The sequence below is a fragment of the Ruegeria sp. HKCCD3925 genome (genome assembly GCF_057221175.1).
The window spans coordinates 118,660-135,038 of record NZ_JBWVBI010000004.1 but is presented as its reverse complement, the minus strand read 5'-3'; the positions used below and the strand labels follow the sequence as shown (position 1 = coordinate 135,038).

The 16,379-nt window shown below is 57.6% G+C and carries 14 protein-coding genes; 3 read left to right on the top strand and 11 right to left on the bottom strand.

The genetic code is table 11. The features are described from left to right. Positions 1-3: 3 nt before the first annotated feature. From AC2TEM_RS10760 to AC2TEM_RS10745, 4 genes are all read right to left on the bottom strand, one after another. Positions 4-882: a F0F1 ATP synthase subunit gamma gene (locus AC2TEM_RS10760; protein WP_480856185.1), complete on the bottom strand. Its 879-nt coding sequence runs from the start codon at positions 880-882 to the stop codon at positions 4-6. 15 nt (positions 883-897) lie between these two features. Beyond that, the gene (atpA, locus tag AC2TEM_RS10755) at positions 898-2,436 is read right to left on the bottom strand and encodes a F0F1 ATP synthase subunit alpha (RefSeq protein ID WP_170392443.1); all 1,539 of its coding nucleotides are present in this window, start codon (positions 2,434-2,436) and stop codon (positions 898-900) included. Further along, positions 2,437-2,997, bottom strand: coding sequence for a F0F1 ATP synthase subunit delta (locus AC2TEM_RS10750; protein WP_170420546.1), 561 nt, complete (start codon positions 2,995-2,997; stop codon positions 2,437-2,439). Between the two features lie 302 nt (positions 2,998-3,299). Further along, positions 3,300-4,034 carry a methyltransferase domain-containing protein gene (locus tag AC2TEM_RS10745; RefSeq protein WP_170392447.1) on the bottom strand — a complete coding sequence of 245 codons (735 nt, stop codon included), beginning with the start codon at positions 4,032-4,034 and terminating at the stop codon, positions 3,300-3,302. Positions 4,035-4,095: 61 nt separating this feature from the next. On the opposite strand from AC2TEM_RS10745, the gene gloB reads away from it, so the two are divergent. Then, a complete protein-coding gene (gene gloB, locus AC2TEM_RS10740) occupies positions 4,096-4,863 on the top strand; it encodes a hydroxyacylglutathione hydrolase (protein WP_480459604.1) in 768 nt (255 codons plus the stop codon). A 174-nt stretch (positions 4,864-5,037) separates the two neighbouring features. Continuing rightward, a complete protein-coding gene (gene clpA, locus AC2TEM_RS10735; protein WP_170401887.1) occupies positions 5,038-7,362 on the top strand; it encodes an ATP-dependent Clp protease ATP-binding subunit ClpA in 2,325 nt (774 codons plus the stop codon). A gap of 87 nt (positions 7,363-7,449) precedes the next feature. Here clpA and AC2TEM_RS10730 read toward each other — a convergent pair whose 3' ends face one another. The 3 genes from AC2TEM_RS10730 to AC2TEM_RS10720 all read right to left on the bottom strand — a co-directional run bounded on the left by AC2TEM_RS10730 (position 7,450) and on the right by AC2TEM_RS10720 (position 10,910). Next, positions 7,450-9,129 (bottom strand): peptidoglycan -binding protein, encoded by a 1,680-nt coding sequence (locus tag AC2TEM_RS10730; protein ID WP_170420542.1) that lies wholly within the window; start codon positions 9,127-9,129, stop codon positions 7,450-7,452. A 3-nt stretch (positions 9,130-9,132) separates the two neighbouring features. Beyond that, positions 9,133-10,311 (bottom strand): biopolymer transporter ExbB, encoded by a 1,179-nt coding sequence (locus tag AC2TEM_RS10725; protein WP_170392455.1) that lies wholly within the window; start codon positions 10,309-10,311, stop codon positions 9,133-9,135. 68 nt (positions 10,312-10,379) lie between these two features. Then, positions 10,380-10,910 carry a gamma-glutamylcyclotransferase gene (locus AC2TEM_RS10720; protein WP_170420540.1) on the bottom strand — a complete coding sequence of 177 codons (531 nt, stop codon included), beginning with the start codon at positions 10,908-10,910 and terminating at the stop codon, positions 10,380-10,382. A 67-nt stretch (positions 10,911-10,977) separates the two neighbouring features. Between AC2TEM_RS10720 and AC2TEM_RS10715 the strand changes: the two genes are divergently transcribed. Next, entirely contained in the window at positions 10,978-11,979 is a 1,002-nt protein-coding gene (locus tag AC2TEM_RS10715) for a DUF2125 domain-containing protein (RefSeq protein ID WP_170420538.1), read from the top strand. Here the strand turns inward: AC2TEM_RS10715 and AC2TEM_RS10710 are convergent. The 4 genes from AC2TEM_RS10710 to AC2TEM_RS10695 form a co-directional block, all read right to left on the bottom strand. After that, positions 11,976-12,797 (bottom strand): extensin family protein, encoded by an 822-nt coding sequence (locus AC2TEM_RS10710; RefSeq protein WP_170420536.1) that lies wholly within the window; start codon positions 12,795-12,797, stop codon positions 11,976-11,978. The two genes, AC2TEM_RS10715 and AC2TEM_RS10710, sit on opposite strands and share 4 nt — an antisense overlap. After that, entirely contained in the window at positions 12,794-13,714 is a 921-nt protein-coding gene (locus tag AC2TEM_RS10705) for a prephenate/arogenate dehydrogenase family protein (protein WP_170420534.1), read from the bottom strand. Before AC2TEM_RS10705 ends, AC2TEM_RS10710 begins: the two co-directional genes overlap by 4 nt. Beyond that, complete coding sequence (gene hisC, locus AC2TEM_RS10700) at positions 13,711-14,796, bottom strand: histidinol-phosphate transaminase (protein WP_170420532.1); 1,086 nt, start codon at positions 14,794-14,796, stop codon at positions 13,711-13,713. Before hisC ends, AC2TEM_RS10705 begins: the two co-directional genes overlap by 4 nt. Positions 14,797-14,860: 64 nt before the next feature. Beyond that, positions 14,861-16,276 carry an aminotransferase class V-fold PLP-dependent enzyme gene (locus AC2TEM_RS10695; RefSeq protein WP_170420529.1) on the bottom strand — a complete coding sequence of 472 codons (1,416 nt, stop codon included), beginning with the start codon at positions 16,274-16,276 and terminating at the stop codon, positions 14,861-14,863. Positions 16,277-16,379 lie beyond the last annotated feature (103 nt).

Genomic DNA, 16,379 nt, shown 5'->3' with positions numbered 1-16,379 from the left:
TCTCTACAGCGCTTCGGCGCCGGAAATAATTTCAATCAGCTCGTTGGTGATCACGGCCTGACGCGAGCGGTTGAACTGGATCGTCAGCTTGTCGATCATCTCACCCGCGTTGCGTGTCGCGTTGTCCATTGCGGACATCCGTGCACCCTGTTCAGACGCTCCGTTTTCGAGCAGAGCCGAGAAGATCGCGGTGGCAACCCCCTTGGGCAGCAGGTCGGCCAGGATGGCCCCTTCGCTGGGCTCGTAGTCGAATACCGCACCGCTGTCGTCACCCGTCGCTTCGTCTTCGAACGAGGCGGGGATGACCTGCTGTGCCGTCGGGATCTGGGTCACAACGTTGACGAACTTCGAGTAGAAGATCGTGGCAACGTCGAACTCACCCCCGTCGAAACGAGACAGGACGTCCTTGGCGATGTCTTGCGCGTTGGAATACCCCAGACGCTTGACCTCGCTCAGGTCGATATGTCCAACGAACAGATCGCTAAAATCACGCTTGAGCGCGTCGCGGCCTTTTTTGCCGACGGTCAAAACCTTGACCGTCTTGCCTTTGGCGCGCAACTCGTCCGCCTTTTGGCGAGCGAGCTTGGCGATGTTCGAGTTGAAGCCGCCACACAGGCCGCGTTCAGCTGTCATGACAACCAGCAGATGGACATCATCACTGCCCGTGCCACGGAGCAGCTTGGGGGCGCTGTCGCTGCCCCCGACCGAAGCCGCCAGCCCCGCCATCACGGCATTGAACCGCTCGGCATAGGGACGCGAGGCTTCGGCAGATTCCTGGGCGCGACGCAGTTTTGCAGCCGCGACCATCTGCATGGCCTTGGTGATCTTGCGGGTCGATTTGACCGACTCGATCCTGTTTTTAAGGTCCTTAAGATTTGGCATATGCCCGCCTCTCCCTTAAGCGAAGGTTGCGGCGTATTCGTCCAGCGCAGCCTTGATCTTGTCGGAAGCGTCACCCTTGATCTTGGGATCTTCGTCCGTGATCCACTGAAGCAGGTCCGCGTGCTTGCCACGCAGGTGCGCCAGCAGGCCAGCTTCGTAACGGCCAACATCGGACACGTCGATCTTGTCGAGGTAACCATTGGTGCCGGCGAAGATTACGCAGACGATTTCAGCGTTGGTCAGCGGCGAGTACTGCGGCTGTTTCATCAGCTCGGTCAGACGCGCACCACGGTTCAGCAGCTGCTGGGTTGCGGCGTCGAGGTCAGAACCAAACTGCGCAAAGGCAGCCATTTCGCGGTACTGAGCCAGCTCCAGCTTAACCGGACCGGCAACCGACTTCATCGAGTTGGTCTGAGCCGAGGAGCCCACACGCGAAACCGACAGACCGGTGTTCACAGCAGGGCGGATGCCTTGGTAGAACAGTTCGGTTTCCAGGAAGATCTGGCCGTCGGTGATCGAGATCACGTTGGTCGGAATAAACGCCGAAACGTCACCACCTTGCGTTTCAATAACCGGCAGAGCGGTCAGCGAGCCCGCACCGAAGTCTTCGTTCAGCTTTGCCGAACGTTCCAACAGACGCGAGTGGAGGTAGAAAACGTCGCCAGGATAGGCTTCACGTCCGGGCGGACGGCGCAGCAGCAGCGACATCTGACGATAGGACACAGCCTGCTTCGACAGGTCATCATAGATGATCAGCGCATGGCGGCCGTTGTCGCGGAAGTATTCGGCCATCGCGGTTGCGGCGTAAGGTGCAAGGAACTGCATCGGTGCCGGGTCGGACGCGGTTGCCGCCACAACGATCGAGTAGTCGATCGCGCCGGACTCTTCCAGTTTCTTCACCAGCTGAGCAACGGTCGAACGCTTCTGACCGATCGCAACGTACACGCAGTACAGCTTCTTCGACTCGTCGTCGCCTGCTGCGTCGTTGTAAACTTTCTGGTTCAGGATCGCGTCCAGAGCAACGGCGGTTTTACCGGTCTGACGGTCACCAATGATGAGCTCACGCTGGCCACGGCCGATTGGGATCATTGCGTCAACCGATTTCAGGCCGGTTGCCATCGGCTCGTGAACCGATTTACGCGGAATGATGCCCGGCGCTTTAACGTCTGCAACGCCACGCTTGGTTGCGTTGATCGGGCCTTTGCCGTCCAGAGGGTTGCCCAGACCGTCAACAACGCGGCCCAGCAGCTCGTCACCAATCGGAACGTCCACGATAGAGTTGGTGCGCTTAACAGTGTCACCTTCTTTGATGTCACGATCGGAACCGAAGATAACGACACCGACGTTGTCGCTTTCCAGGTTCAGGGCCATGCCCATGATGCCACCGGGGAATTCGACCATCTCACCGGCTTGCACATTGTCCAGGCCGTATACACGGGCAATCCCGTCACCGACGCTCAGCACGCGGCCGATCTCGGCCACTTCGGCTTCCTGACCAAAATTCTTGATCTGGTCCTTCAGGATTGCAGAAATCTCTGCAGCTTGGATTCCCATTTATCCGACCTCTTTCATTGCATTCTGTAGGGAGTTCAGCTTCGAACGGATCGAGCTATCGATCATTTTCGAGCCCACTTTAACGACAAGACCGCCGATGAGGCTTTCATCAACGGTCGCATTGATTGTCACGGTCTTGCCCACACGCTCGGACAGCGTCTTGGACAGTTTATCCATTTGGGTCTTGGTGAGCGCCTTGGCCGAGGCGACATCGGCGGTCACCTCGCCACGCTCGTCAGCCAGCATGTCGCGCAGAACCTGCACCAGTTGCGGTACAACGAACAGACGACGTTTCTGCGCCATCAGACCCAACGTATTGCGCAGGATGGCATGTAGGCCCATCTTGTCAGCAACAGCAGTGATTGCGCTTTCCTGTTCGGCGCGCGAAACCAAAGGCGATGCGATCAGGTCGCGCAATTCTGCGCTGTCACCCAATGCTGCTGCCAGATCGTTGATTCCGGTTTCCAGACCTACAAGGTCATTATTCTCTTTAGCGATCTCGAAGATCGCGGTGGCATAGCGCTCGGCGATGCCAGTGGAAATCGAAGCTGGTTCGGACACGTCCACCCTTCCGATATTTGAGGCCCCGATTTTGAGTAGCGGCCGCTACCTTGGGGCGTGAGGAAACCCCGTCCATTTAGGGCGGGGATCAAAATCACCGGGGATGTAGCAGAGGTGTTCCAACCAAGCAATACGCTATAGCGGTAACAGTTTTATCCACAAATTATTATTTTTCATACACTTAACCCAACTGCGACCCTTTGGACCGATTGGGGCAGTTGAAAAATGTTACGAATATGCAGGTTTTTGCGATTCCTGTGACCTTTTTCCCGCATTTTTTCCGTTCAAAATGCGCCGGACTGTCACGCAGGCTTTAACAAACCATCCAACGCTTTGATCGGGCGCTTCGCTGTGTCTTTGGTAACGCTCCCGCTAGGCGGGCGAATGAGTTTACTGGCCTCAACCATAAGCACGCCTCCGGCCATGACGGTTGGGATGCGTTGTCCAGTCTTCTCGATCAGGCTACCTGATTTTAGCCAGAACCGACGGAACGAAGGCGGCAGGTAAAGCGCCGAGCAATGGTTTTCAGGGACGAAGTGGTGCGCGCGCAATTGGTTTTCCAATTGGGTCGTTGAATAGGGCTGCCCAAAGCCAAACGGCGTCCGGTCTGAGCGCGACCAAAGCCCGGCCCGGTTCGGTACGACAAATAGCACACGCCCTCCGGGCCCCAGAACGCGCCAGCATTCTTCCAGCAATTGGCTGGGTCGGTTTGAATTTTCCAAACCATGCATCACCACCAGTTTATCCACATGGCCAGTTTCGATTGGCCACATCGTCTCTTCGGTCAGAACGGAAACATTGGGCATCCCCGCAGGCCATGGCATTACACCCTGCGGACCAGGCATAAGACCAATCACACGACGCGCATCTTTGAGGTAAGGCCGCAATAAAGGTACGGCAAAACCAAATCCGACCACAGTTTGCCCTTTGGCTTCGGGCCAAAGATCCACCAACCGACCACGGATCGCTGCCTGGGCCGCGCGACCCAGGGTACTGCGATAGTAGAAATTCCTCAGATCCTGCACATCAAGATGCATTGCGGACACCCGGTCAATCGGCTTAGCTGGGCGCAGTCTAGCAATGAAAGGGCAAAAGGCCATGCCTCTTGAGATCGTTACCATTCCTTGCCTCAGCGATAATTACGCCTTTCTCGCCCATGATCCGGCCAGCGGTGAGACTGCCTTGATCGATGCGCCAGAGGCAGCTCCGATTCTGGCCGAACTGGATTCGCGCGGCTGGCAGCTAAGCCATGTGTTGTTGACACATCATCATTGGGATCATGTGGACGGGCTGAGCGGCATTCTAGCGAAACAGCCCGCGCGTGTGATCGGCGCAAAAGCAGATGAGCATCGGTTGCCAAAACTCGATCAGGCGGTGGTTGAAGGTGACACATTTTATATCGGCGGTGAGCCGGTCGAGGTTCTTGATGTGTCCGGTCATACAATTGGGCACATTGCATTCTACATGCCCCAAACTGGCGTTGTATTCACCGCTGACAGCCTGATGGCGCTGGGATGTGGACGATTGTTCGAGGGCACGCCTGCGCAAATGTGGGCCTCTCTCAGCAAGTTGGCGGCCCTGCCCGATGAAACAATCGTGTGCTCAGGCCACGAATACACACAGGCAAACGCCAAGTTCGCCCTGACCATCGATCCCGACAACCCAGCCTTGCTTGACCGCGTGGCCGATATTAATCGCGCCCGCGCTGCTGGAGAACCTACTGTGCCTTCGCTTTTAGGCCTGGAAAAGGCGACAAATCCGTTTCTAAGGGCCACTGATCCGGCGATTCAGGCCCATCTGGGCATGGAAAACTCTGATCCCGTGTCCGTATTCGCCGAAATTCGAGCCCAAAAAGACAGCTTTTAACCCGTTTCAAGCCCCAATCACGGCCACGGTCACAACAAATGTGACTGTCAAGTGAAAGAAAACCCTTGAAGCCGGGGCGGGATCAACCAAACTCTAATAGTATGAGGACATGGTTGGGATGGGGATCCGGCCTGCAGCCCGCCCCCTTCCGGCCCAATACAGAGGAGCACCCGCGTGCCTTCATTCTCGAGCACACTTGAACAAGCCATCCACGCGGCCCTTGCGGCGGCGAATGAACGGCGACATGAATTCGCAACGCTAGAGCATCTGCTGCTGGCGCTGTTGGAAGAACCCGATGCGGTGCGCGTCATGAAAGCGTGCAGCGTCGATCTGGACGAGTTACGCAGCACCTTGGTCGAATTCATCGACGAAGATCTGTCAAACCTCGTCACTGATATCGACGGGTCCGAAGCAGTACCGACTGCAGCCTTCCAGCGTGTCATTCAGCGCGCCGCGATCCACGTTCAAAGCTCTGGCCGCACAGAGGTGACCGGGGCCAATGTACTGGTGGCCATCTTCGCCGAACGTGAAAGCAACGCAGCCTATTTCCTGCAAGAGCAGGACATGACCCGTTATGACGCGGTAAACTTCATCGCACATGGTGTGGCCAAAGACCCGGCCTATGGAGAGAATCGTCCTGTAACGGGTGCTGATGAAGCCGAAGAAGAGGCTCAGACGACCTCTGGTGACGCTGAGCAGAAAGAAAGCGCGCTTGGCAAATATTGCGTTGATCTGAACGCCAAATCACGCGCCGGTGATGTAGATCCGCTGATCGGACGCTCGGACGAGGTTGAACGCTGTATTCAGGTGCTGTGTCGCCGGCGCAAGAACAACCCGCTGCTGGTAGGTGACCCCGGTGTCGGCAAAACCGCCATCGCCGAAGGTCTGGCGCATAAGATCGTTGCGGGCGAGGCCCCGGACGTGTTGTCGGAAACCACTATCTACTCGCTCGATATGGGCGCCCTGCTTGCGGGAACTCGCTATCGCGGCGATTTCGAAGAGCGTCTGAAAGCGGTTGTGACCGAATTGGAAGAGCACCCTGATGCGGTTCTCTTCATCGACGAGATTCACACTGTGATCGGAGCGGGTGCAACCTCGGGCGGTGCGATGGATGCGTCGAACCTGCTGAAGCCAGCGCTTCAGGGTGGCAAACTGCGCACCATGGGCTCGACCACGTATAAAGAGTTCCGTCAGCATTTCGAAAAAGACCGCGCGCTGAGCCGCCGGTTCCAGAAAATCGACGTGAACGAGCCGTCGGTCGAGGACAGCGTCAAAATTCTGCGCGGTCTGAAACCGTATTTCGAAGAGCATCACTCGATCAAATATACTGCCGACGCCATCAAGACGGCTGTCGAATTGTCGGCGCGCTATATCAACGACCGCAAACTGCCCGACAAGGCCATCGACGTGATCGATGAGGCCGGGGCAGCGCAGCACCTGCTGGCCGAAAGCAAACGTCGCAAGACCATCGGCGTCAAAGAGATCGAGGCGGTGGTTGCCAAGATTGCGCGAATCCCACCCAAGAACGTCACCAAGGATGATGCAGAGGTTCTGAAAGATCTCGAAACCTCGCTGAAACGCGTGGTGTTTGGTCAGGATGAAGCGATCGAAGCGCTGTCCAGTGCGATCAAACTGGCGCGCGCCGGTCTGCGTGAGCCCGAAAAACCCATCGGCAACTATCTGTTCGCTGGCCCCACCGGTGTTGGCAAAACAGAGGTGGCGAAACAGTTGGCTGACACGCTTGGTGTTGAACTGCTGCGTTTCGACATGTCGGAATACATGGAGAAGCACGCGGTCAGCCGTCTGATCGGTGCGCCTCCGGGTTATGTCGGGTTTGATCAGGGTGGTTTGCTGACCGACGGTGTCGACCAGCACCCACATTGCGTCTTGTTGCTTGATGAGATCGAAAAAGCGCACCCGGACGTGTTCAATATCCTGTTGCAGGTGATGGATCACGGCGAATTGACCGACCACAATGGCCGGACGGTGAATTTCCGCAACGTGGTCCTGATCATGACATCGAACGCAGGTGCGCAGGAGCAGGCGAAAGCCGCCATCGGCTTTGGCCGCGACCGGCGCGAAGGTGAGGATACCGCAGCGATCGAACGTATGTTCACGCCGGAGTTCCGCAACCGCCTGGACGCTGTGATCTCATTTGCACCACTACCGAAAGAGGTCATTTTGCAGGTCGTTGAGAAGTTTGTCCTGCAGCTGGAAGCACAGTTGCTGGATCGTGGCGTGACCATCGATCTGACACCGCGTGCCGCCGAATGGCTGGCCGACAAGGGCTATGATGACAAGATGGGTGCGCGACCTCTGGGTCGTGTTATTCAGGAACACATCAAGAAACCTCTGGCCGAGGAACTGCTATTCGGCAAACTGGCCAAAGGCGGCGTGGTCCGTGTCTCGATGAAGAAGGGCGAGCTGAACCTGGAAATCCTGGGCCCCGATCAGCCCCGCATTCCGGGCGACAAGCCCCCGCTTTTGACAGCGGACTAACCCACGGCTTCTATAACGAAAAACGCCCACCTTTTCGGTGGGCGTTTTTCATTTTTGGCATGTAATCCAAGTTGGTTCGTACCAGCCTTATCGCTCTGTCAGCTTCAACTCGATCCGACGATTCTGGGCGCGCGCTTCGGGTGTGTCGGCGGGATTAACAGGCTGGAATTCTCCGAACCCGTTTGCCGCCAAACGATCAGGTGGAATGCCCAGTGCGTCAACCATGTAGCGCACCACAGAAAGGGCACGACCCTGGCTGAGCTCCCAGTTGTCGCGATATCGTCCGCTGCCTGCAAGTGGCACATTATCGGTATGCCCATCGACACGGATGACCCAGTTCAGCCCCTCGGGTATTTCGGCGGCAACGCTTCGCAGGATATTGGCAACTTTGGCAACCTCCTGACGGCCTTCCGCGGACAGGTTTGCGGACCCGGTGGCAAACAGCACCTCCGACGAGAACACGAAGCGGTCGCCCTCAATGCGCACACCATCCTGATCACCCAGCACATCGCGCAGTCGCCCGAAGAATTCCGAGCGATAGCGCTGCAAATCCTCGGCCTGTGCGGCTAGTTCCTGATTTTGGCCCGCCAGTTTCTCGGCCTCGGCTTCCAGCCGAATACGTTCAGCCTCTTCCAGCAGTCGGCGACGGCGTTCTTCCGAGGCTGCGCGCGCTAGAGCGGCATTCAGATCCTGGCCCAGCGTCTGTATCTGGATCTCTGCGGCGGTATTACGTTCTTCGTAATCGTCTAACAAAGCCTGCAGCGACCCCAACTGGCTGCGCAGGGCTGCCATCTGCTGATTAAGCAGCGCGGTCTGACGTTGCGCTTCGGTCGAGATTTCCTGTTCCGATGCAAGCGCCTCTCGGGCGAGCGCCAGCAGCGCCGCGCGCTCCTCGGCCAGCGACCTTTGTTCAGCTTCATTTGCTAGTGCTTGGGTTTGGGCATCCAGTGCCGCCTGCAGTTGTTCCCTCAGTTCTTCGGCATTGATCTCACCGAACTGACGCTCAAGCTCTGCCTTGGCAGCCTGTGCCGCAGCTAGCAAAGTCAGGGTATCCTCGGCTTCCTTTCGCTGCGCTTCCAGCGCCAAGGTCATCGCTGTCAGTTCAGCATCTGCATTCTGCAATCGATCACGCAACGCCTCAGCAGCGGCGGCTTCGGCCAGACGCGCGGCCTCTTCCTCGGTCAGTTGCTGTTCCAGCTCGGATATCTGAGCTGCCTGTGCATCTTCGCTGGTTTCAAGTTCGGCGACGAGAGCTTCAAGTGCTTCGCGTCGAGCCGCGGCAAGGCGGGCGGCTTCGGCCTGTGCGTCGATTTCTTGTCTGCTTTGAGCAAGTGCCAAATTCAAGGCATCTTGTTCATTTAGCAACTCATCGCGTTGCGTTTCTAGCGCGGCGATATCCCCCTGCGCACGCGCCTGATCAGCCAGCAAAGCCGCGACCTGTGCTTCAAAGTCGGTTATGCGGGTTTGTGCCTGCGCCAGATCGTCTTCGACCTGATTAAGCGTTGCATTCAAGTTCCCAAGACGCGCTTGAAGACGGCTGTTTTCCCGCTCTTCCAGCCCCAGCGCCCCGGCCAGAGCGGCGATTTCGTCGGACAGCGCAGTCAGTTCATCCTCTTGCCCTGAAATGGTTTCGCGCAGCACAAATTGCACGACCATGAAGATGGTCAGCACAAAGGTCAGCACCATCAACAATCCCGTCATCGCATCCACGAAGCCGGGCCAGACCGAGCCCGAAAATCGTTGACCTGTGCGGCGGGACAGCGCCATGGGTTACTCTCCTTCTGGCGGCGTTCGTACGGCGCCCCGTGGCAAGGTCAACGCTTTGACCAGTAACTCAAAATCCTTGCGCAGTTCGTTCATGCTGTCCTGACGACCAGCGGAGATTTCTTCGAGTATACGCAGCAACTGAACATCCATCGACCGCAGGCGCATGCGGCTTTCCGCATCGATCCCCTCGCCCGCGCCATGTTCGCGCATGTGATCCAACAAAGCGTCCTGCCCCAGCGCCACACGTTCAAGCGCAGCCGTTACGCCTTCGGTCTGGGCCTGCCGCTGGTTCATTTCCCCGATGACATCGACCAAATGTCCCAGTTTGGTCGAGACGTTCGTGCGATCAACTTCTTGCGCCGAGAACATGTCCTGCAGTGCATCCATTTGTTCAGACATGGCGTCCAGTACTGGGGTCAGCACGGCCAGTTCCGCGCCGCCCTCATCGCCCGCAGCAAAGCCAACGCGGGTGATTGAGGACAACCATTCTTCCAATTCGCGATAGAACCGGTTCTGGCCATGGCCCGCGAATAGTTCCAGCAAACCGACGATCAAGGATCCGGCCAGACCCAGCAATGACGACCCAAAAGCAACGCCCATGCCCTGCAGCTGCGCTTCCAATCCTGTCATCAGACGGTTGAAGACGGCCAGACCTTCTTCACCTTCCTGCGGGTTCAGGCTGCGGATCGTATCAACGATGGCGGGGACAGTGGTGGCCAAACCAAAAAATGTCCCCAGTAGGCCAAGGTAGATCAGCACGTTGGTGATGTAGCGGGTGATCTCGCGCTCTTCTTCGACCCGTTCGGCGACGGAATCGAGGATCGATCGGGTAGAGCTAGAGCTGATCTGAGACCGCGCGCCGCGTTCCCTCAACAACGACGCCAGTGGGGCAAGCAGTTGCGGCGGGCGCACATCGTCACGTTCGACGCCTCCGGCAAAGGCTTCGATCCAACGAACCGATCCGATCAGCTGTGTGACCTGCAGAAAACAGGCAGCGACACCGATGACAAAGACCAGCAAAATGAACCCGTTAAGATACAGATTGGCCTGAATAACCGGCAGCACATATGGCAACGCCATGAACACGCCAAGTCCTGACAGCCCTATTGCGATCAGCATCATCAAAATCTGACGGATCGGTTGTGAGAAATGTGGTCTCACGCCCTGTTGTGCCTGCGCCATGCGCGTGGCTCCTGGTATTGTCTGCTCTGGGCTGAACCTATCGAAGTTCACCCCGTGACGCCAAGAGTTTATGCGCTGATTGTCCGCACCCGTTGCGACAACCACTCAAGATCAGGGTCGTGCAGTCCGATCTCGGTCAAGTGCGAGGCAGTATTGTATAGATATTCGGTATTTGGGCCACGTCCGCCAACCGCGTGGGCGATGATCTGAGCCTGCTCTTCCAATGGAAGACCGCCGCAATACTGAACGTGGTGAGCATCGATGACGTAAGTCACTGCATTTACGATCTGCCCGCAGTCCAGATGCACGTCCAGCATCCGCTCCAGATAGGCTGACGAAATCAGCTCACGCTCACGCAATTCAGCCAAAGTGCGCTCTTCGTGACCTGCCTCGACAGCAAGCGCCAATCCAGTGCAATGCGCGTCTGGCTGTTCGTCCAGCGCCAATACCAAACCGGGGTGTTCTTCCGTGCCGCGATGGTGGATAGAGCGCATGCAAAACGACCGCGCATATCCGTGCAACTTAGCTCGTTCGCTGCGTGCCACCGGAAAGCCCGGGTTCCACAGCAGCGATCCATATCCGAATACCCACATCGTCATTGCACTGGTCCTTGCCCGTTTGGCCCTATAAACATCAAATCCGAGGCAGGAAAAAGGGCCATTCATCATGCGCCGTCTGATACGCGTTTTCGTATTTATCGCCCTCGCGTGGAGCGCCTACTGGTTTGTCGCCGGTTATGGTCTGCGAAACGCCCTGACCGGTTGGTTTGACCGGCAGCAAGAACTGGGCTGGCAGGCCGAATTCTCGGACGTGTCGACGGCAGGATATCCATTTCAGCACATCACACGCCTGAATAATCCGGCTTTGGCCGATCCGGTCAACGGAACGGCGTGGAGTGCGGACTGGGTCGAGTTCCAAAGCCCAGCAATCTGGCCCGGCCGCCAGATGCTGCGCTTTGCCAGTACGCCGCAGCGCCTTTCCTATTTCGACCAGACCACGACCGTTCAGGCCGAAGCGCTACAAGCCGAGTTGCAGCTCCAACCCGGTGTCGCGCTGGTGCTCGAGAAAATGGCGCTGACCTCAAAGCGCTGGCTGCTGACAACCGAAGGTGATCCGCAAGCCGGAGGCCAGTCGCTGAGCCTTGTGATGGAGCAATCTGGAGCGCCCGAAAGCTATGGGATTACCGCGAAGATCGACGGATTTACCCCCGGCGATGATCTGAGACGCCTGATGCGTTCAGCATCGACCCTGCCGCAATCGTTCGAAACGCTGGAAATGGATATGTTTGTCACTTTCGACAAACCCTGGGACCGCACCGCACTTGAGCAGCGTCGCCCCCAACCCGTTGCGATTGATCTGCGTTTGGCAGAAATGAAATGGGGTGAGCTGCGTCTGTTCGCCACCGGCGAACTGGAAGTTGACGAACAGGGCATTCCAACGGGTGAAATTGCGATGAAAGCCGAAAACTGGCGCGACATGATCGCGATGGCAAACGCCGCAGGTGCGCTGCCGGATCAGGCAGTCGATCCTGTGACCCGCGCATTGGGCTTCATGGCTGGACTGGGTGGCAACCCAAATTCGCTGGATTTACAGCTGAATTTCAGAGATGGGTTCGTCGCCTTGGGTCCGTTGCCCCTTGGTCCTGCCCCGAGACTGGTACTGCGTTAACGGCAATAGGTGCCGCTGCGGTAGCGCGCGGTGTCTAGGTGGAAATGATCCCGATGGTAGCGATCAGAGTTTGGTCCGAGAACCGTGCCAAATGGCCCACACGCGCCGCGCCATACTTTGGTCAGTTGCTTCTTGGACGGATTTTTGCGCCAGCCATTCAGAACCGTCACCACCTCACCATCGGCCATCTTGAAGCCCGAAATGTCGATGGCGCGCCCTTTACCATGCTCAGAAATCCGCGCCCCTTTTCGGTTGTTACGTGTTCTGCAGGCGTAATGCGCGGCGACCTGTAGCTCGACCACCGGACCTCGGCGTTTGAACGTGGGCTTTACAGTTTTGTCGACCCAATTGTTCAGCGCCTGTGCAGTGCCGCAATCCATCGTCGCTGGGCGGCTCAGCCCGACCCCCGATACTGAGGTGATTTGCACTGCATCCTTAATCCCGCAGGCTTTGATCTTGCCCTTCACACGTCCAACCGGCTTACCCTGAATATCGATATCGCCACAGACTGAACCCTTACGCAGCTTGCGTTTCTTAAGAAAGACGCGTTGTTCCAATTCTTCCGGGCGCACAAACGGGCGGATCGAATTCTCGGGCCCGAGCAATGGTAATTCTGCGGGACGGGCTGCAGCGGCCGTTACCTGCGGCGAAGCGGGCCGTAGCACAGGCCGGATGTTGGGGGTGACGATTGCCACCATCGCTTGGGTGGTTTCCGGGCGCGTCAACGGCACAATAGAAGTTTCAGGCGCCGCCGCATTTGCAGTCGTTGCCGCCAAAGCAACGCAGAAAATCAAATGGCTGCAACCGATCTTTCTCATGTCGATGTTTTTCCCCGCCCGAAATCTGGCGCATCCGTATCCTGGCCCGCATCAATGATGCCGCGGCGGATCGCCCGTGTGCGCGTAAAGTAGTCGAACAATTGCTCTCCGTCACCTGTTCGGATGGCCCGCTGTAGCGCAAAGAGCTCTTCCGTGAACCGGCCCAGAATCTCCAGCGTTGCGTCTTTGTTGGTCAGAAACACATCACGCCACATCGTCGGGTCCGAAGCCGCGATGCGGGTGAAATCGCGGAAACCAGCTGCCGAATACTTGATGACTTCGGTGTCTGTAACCCGCCGGAGATCATCCGCAACACCCACCATCGTATAGGCAATCAGGTGAGGTGCGTGCGAGGTGACCGCCAGCACCAAATCATGATGCGCGGCGTCCATTTCATCGACATTCGATCCCAGACCCTCCCACAAAGCCCGCAGGCGAGCGATCGCATCCGGATCGGAATCTTCGACCGGCACCAACAGGCACCAACGGTTGTCGAACAGTTCGGCGAAACCCGAATCAGGCCCGGAATGCTCGGTCCCAGCCAGTGGGTGCGCCGGAATGAAATGAACGCCATCAGGTATGTGTGGTGAGACGGCGTCAATCACGTGACGCTTTACCGACCCCACGTCTGAAACGGTGGCACCGGATTTCAGAACCGGTGCAATCTGCTGCGCCACAGGTCCCATTGCGCCAACCGGAACACACAGAACCACCAGATCAGCACCCTCGACCGCCTCTTCCGCGGTCTCGCAAACCCGGTCACAAAGGCCGATCTGGCGCGCCGTCTCGCGGGTTGCCTCGGATCGCGCATAACCCGTCACTTCGCCCGCAAGCCCAGCCCGTTTGATCGCCCAGAACATGGACGATGCAATCAGGCCCAACCCGATCAGCGCAACACGGTCGTAAATCTGGCTCATACAGCGCCCCCTTTGAACGCAGTAATCGCTGCAACCACGCGACCGCAGGCGATTTCGTCGCCTACGGTGATCCGCAGCGCGTTTGGCAGGTTGTAGCCCGCGACCCGCCGCACGATCAAACCCTGCGTTTTCAAATAGTCATCGCAGGCTTCCGCCTCGGCCCTGTCAGCAAAACGGGCGAGGATGAAATTCGTGCATGACACATCGGATGAAACGCCGACCTTCGCCAGTTCATCAGACAACCAAATCCGGAGGCGTGCATTTTCAGACAGGCAGAACCGCAGATATTCCTCATCCCGCACGGCGGCCTCAGCCGCCGCAAGAGCCGTCAGCGACAGGTTGAACGGCTGACGAACGCGGTTCAGCACATCAATAATCTCTTTCGCCGCATAGCCCCAGCCAACGCGCATCCCACCTAGACCGTACACTTTCGAAAACGTCCGGGTCATGATGACATTGCTAAACCGGTCCACCAGCCCTGCGCCTCCATCGAAACCATCGACAAATTCGGCATAGGCACCATCCAGCACCATCAGGCAATCGGCTGGCAATGCATCCGCCAACCTCTGCAATTCGGCGTCAGAGATCATGGTTGAAGTCGGGTTGCCCGGATTGGTCACAAAGACAATCCTGGTCTGTCCGGTGACGGCGGCAAGGATGTTGTCCACGTCCACCCGGCGATCCCGCTCAGGCACCATAACCGGGGTCGCGCCAGCCATGCGCGCGATGATGGGATACATGGAAAATCCATGCTCGGTATAAATCACCTCATCCCCCGGACCGGCATAGGCCTGCGCCACGAACTGCAACACTTCATCACTGCCGACACCACAGATGATACGGGTGGCATCCAGTCCGTGCCGTTCAGCAATTGCGGCGCGCAGACTGGCATGATCGGTGCTGGGATAACGATGCAGCGAAGCCGCGCTTTCGCGCACCGCTTCGATCGCTTTGGGGCTTGGCCCAAACGGGTTTTCGTTGGAACTCAGCTTTATGACATCCGCAACGCCGTCGACATGGGACTGACCGCCCTGATACAGTGCGATGTCCATTATGCCGGGTTGAGGGGTGATCTGGGTCATGAGGGGCTCCGCTAACTTGGCCCCTCATACCTGTCTCAACGGGTTGAGAAAAGCGGCAATTCCTTCAGGCCGCCTTGAAGCGCGCCGTAGCAGGGTCGGCATTGTAGAATGGCACGAATTCCTCGGTCCGGCGCGACAAGTCATTAACGCTGTCGATGATGAATTGAACGGTTTCCTCGCTCATGAGGTACGAGAAATTCAGTCGCACCCAACCGGGCTTCTTCATTTCTTCACCCGCCGACAACGAGGCGTGCAACTCATCCGATGTGGCACGATCAATGCCCAGCAAACGATGCGCATATGGCCCGGCACAGGCACAGCCGCCACGCGCCTGTATGCCATAGATATCGCTGAGCATTCGGGTAAACAGCTGCTGGTGCACCGGTTGCCCACTCCGATCACGCACAAGGAACGAGAATATCGGCAGGCGGTGTGCATTCTCGGCACCTAGCAATGTCAGATGTGGGTTGTCGGACCACCCATCCAACGCCATGCGGTTACACTGCGCCTCACGCTGTGCGATTTCATCCGTTCCGACCGCATCCTTGACAATGAAGGCCAGGGCCGCGCGAATGTCTCCGATCACATTTGGTGTACCCGCCTCTTCTCGTGTCGCGAGATCGGCGCTGTAGTCGTGTCGCCAAGGCGAGACAAAGCTGACAGTCCCACCGCCGGGCCAACTCGGACACGTCCGCTTCACAGCACATTGGTTAACGACCAGAACACCCGACGCCCCCGGCCCACCCGGAAACTTATGCGGAGAGACAACGATCGCGTCCTTCCGCGCATCTTCCGGCCCCATGTCCATTGGCAAATAAGGTCCACCACCCGCATAGTCCCATACCGCAAGCGCACCATGTTCTTTCAGCATCCGCGTCACTGGATCAGGGTCGGTGATGATGCCGGTGACGTTTGACGCCGCTGAAAAGGATCCGATCACAAGATCGGATTCCGCGTGTTCCAGCAGCGCCGCCTTCAGCGCGGGCATGTCGGGACCACCATCAACGGCTTCAGGAATCTCGATCACTTGCGCCTTGCTTTCCCGCCAAGGCAGAATGTTCGAATGATGCTCATACGGCCCGATCAAAACGACCGGCTGATTAGCCTCTTGCACTCCCAGCAGACTAACCAGCCGGTTAAGACCCGCTGTAGCGCCAGACCCGGTAAAGATCACCGCGTCCTCTTCCTTGGCGCCAACTATGCAGGCGATCTCGGCCCGCGCCTCGCGGCGCAAACGGGTTATATAGGAACCGCAATAGGAGGCTTCGGTGTGGCTGTTGGCATAGAACGGCAACACATGCTCAGCCACGAAATTTTCGACCTGTCGCAACGCGCGACCCGAGGCAACGTAGTCCGCATACACAAGCGGCACGTCCCCATGCAGACCCGGGATGAGTACCCCCTCACCGATCAGCCCATCACGCAGAGTATTTCCGTGAGCAGCAGATTGAATTTCTGCGCGAAAGTTGGACAAGGTCATAACACAGGCTCCATATTGCTAACTCCAATATGATTGATCCATCCTGTGGAAACCTCACAATTTTATGCTTTATATGTCCGAGTTTTGTGTCATATGAGTTTAT